At 67.5% G+C, this 1,298-nt stretch carries 1 protein-coding gene; it reads left to right on the forward strand.

The features are described from left to right. Positions 1–1,265: IS256-like element ISMlu11 family transposase (locus J1M38_RS02280; protein WP_206501164.1), on the forward strand; the 1,265-nt coding region annotated here is incomplete at its 5' end. Positions 1,266–1,298: the final 33 nt, after the last annotated feature.

The raw sequence follows: 1,298 nt of genomic DNA on the forward strand, positions 1-1,298 counted from the left end.
CCCTATTCGCGCAGATCGACGCGGGCGGCGTCGAGCTCACCGGTGACGGCGGGTTCGTGCCCGCGCTGGTCAAGGCCGCGCTCGAGCGGGGCCTGCAGGCCGAGCTGACCAGCCATCTGGGCTACGAGAAGGGCTCGAGCGAGGCGCCGAAGCACGCCAACTCCCGCAACGGGACCACCCCGAAGACCGTGGAGTCCGAGGTCGGGCCGATCGAGCTGGACGTCCCGCGAGACCGGGGCGGGTCGTTCACCCCGCGCCTGGTGCCCAAGGGCCAGCGGCGCCTCGGGGGCCTGGATGACATGATCATCAGCCTCTATGCCGGCGGAATGACGATCCGGGACATCCAGCACCACCTGGCCTCCACGATCGGCACGGACCTGTCGCACGAGACGATCTCCAACATCACCGACGCCGTGAGCGAAGAGGTCCTGGCGTGGCAGTCGCGGCCGCTGGAGGAGTTCTATCCGGTGATCTATCTCGACGCAATCCGGATCAAGATCCGAGAGAACAGCCAGGTCCTCAACCGTGCCGCCTACATCGCCGTCGGCGTGGACCTCGAGGGCATCAAGCACGTGCTGGGGATCTGGGTCCAGGACACCGAGGGCTCGGCGTTCTGGGCCCACGTCTGCGCCGATCTCGCCAACCGGGGCGTGCAGGACGTGCTGATCGTGTGCTGCGACGGGCTCAAGGGCCTGCCGGAGGCGATCGAGGCGACGTGGCCGGACTCGATGGTCCAGACCTGCGTGGTTCACCTGATCCGGGCCGCGATGCGGTTCGTGGCCTACCAGGACCGCAAGAAGGTCGCCGCCGCGCTGAAGCCGATCTACACCGCCCCCAACGAAGAGACCGCGAGGAAGGCGCTGGCCGAGTTCGAGGCCTCCGAGCTCGGCACGAAGTACCCGTCTGCAGCCGCGACCTGGGCGAACTCCTGGGAGCGGTTCATCCCGTTCCTGCAGTTCCCACCCATGCTCCGCAAGGTCATCTACACGACCAACAGCATCGAGTCGCTGAACTTCCAGCTACGGAAGGTGACCAAGAACCGCGGCCACTTCCCCTCGACCGAGGCGGCGGTGAAGCTGCTCTGGCTGGCGATCTGCAACATCGAAGACAAACGCGCCGCCGAACGCGCTCGGGACCGGGGCAAACCCGCCGGCCAGCGCAAAGCCCAGGGCCGGCTCGTCGAAGGTCAGGCCGTCACGAACTGGAAGCAGGCCCTCGCCCAGCTCGCCGCGGCCTACCCCGACCGGATCAACCCCTACCTGTGACCACCCCGCTTACACAGACAAGTTGACACGCCC

Source organism: Micrococcus sp. KRD070 (genome assembly GCF_017168435.1).
GTDB classification, from domain to species: domain Bacteria; phylum Actinomycetota; class Actinomycetes; order Actinomycetales; family Micrococcaceae; genus Micrococcus; species Micrococcus luteus.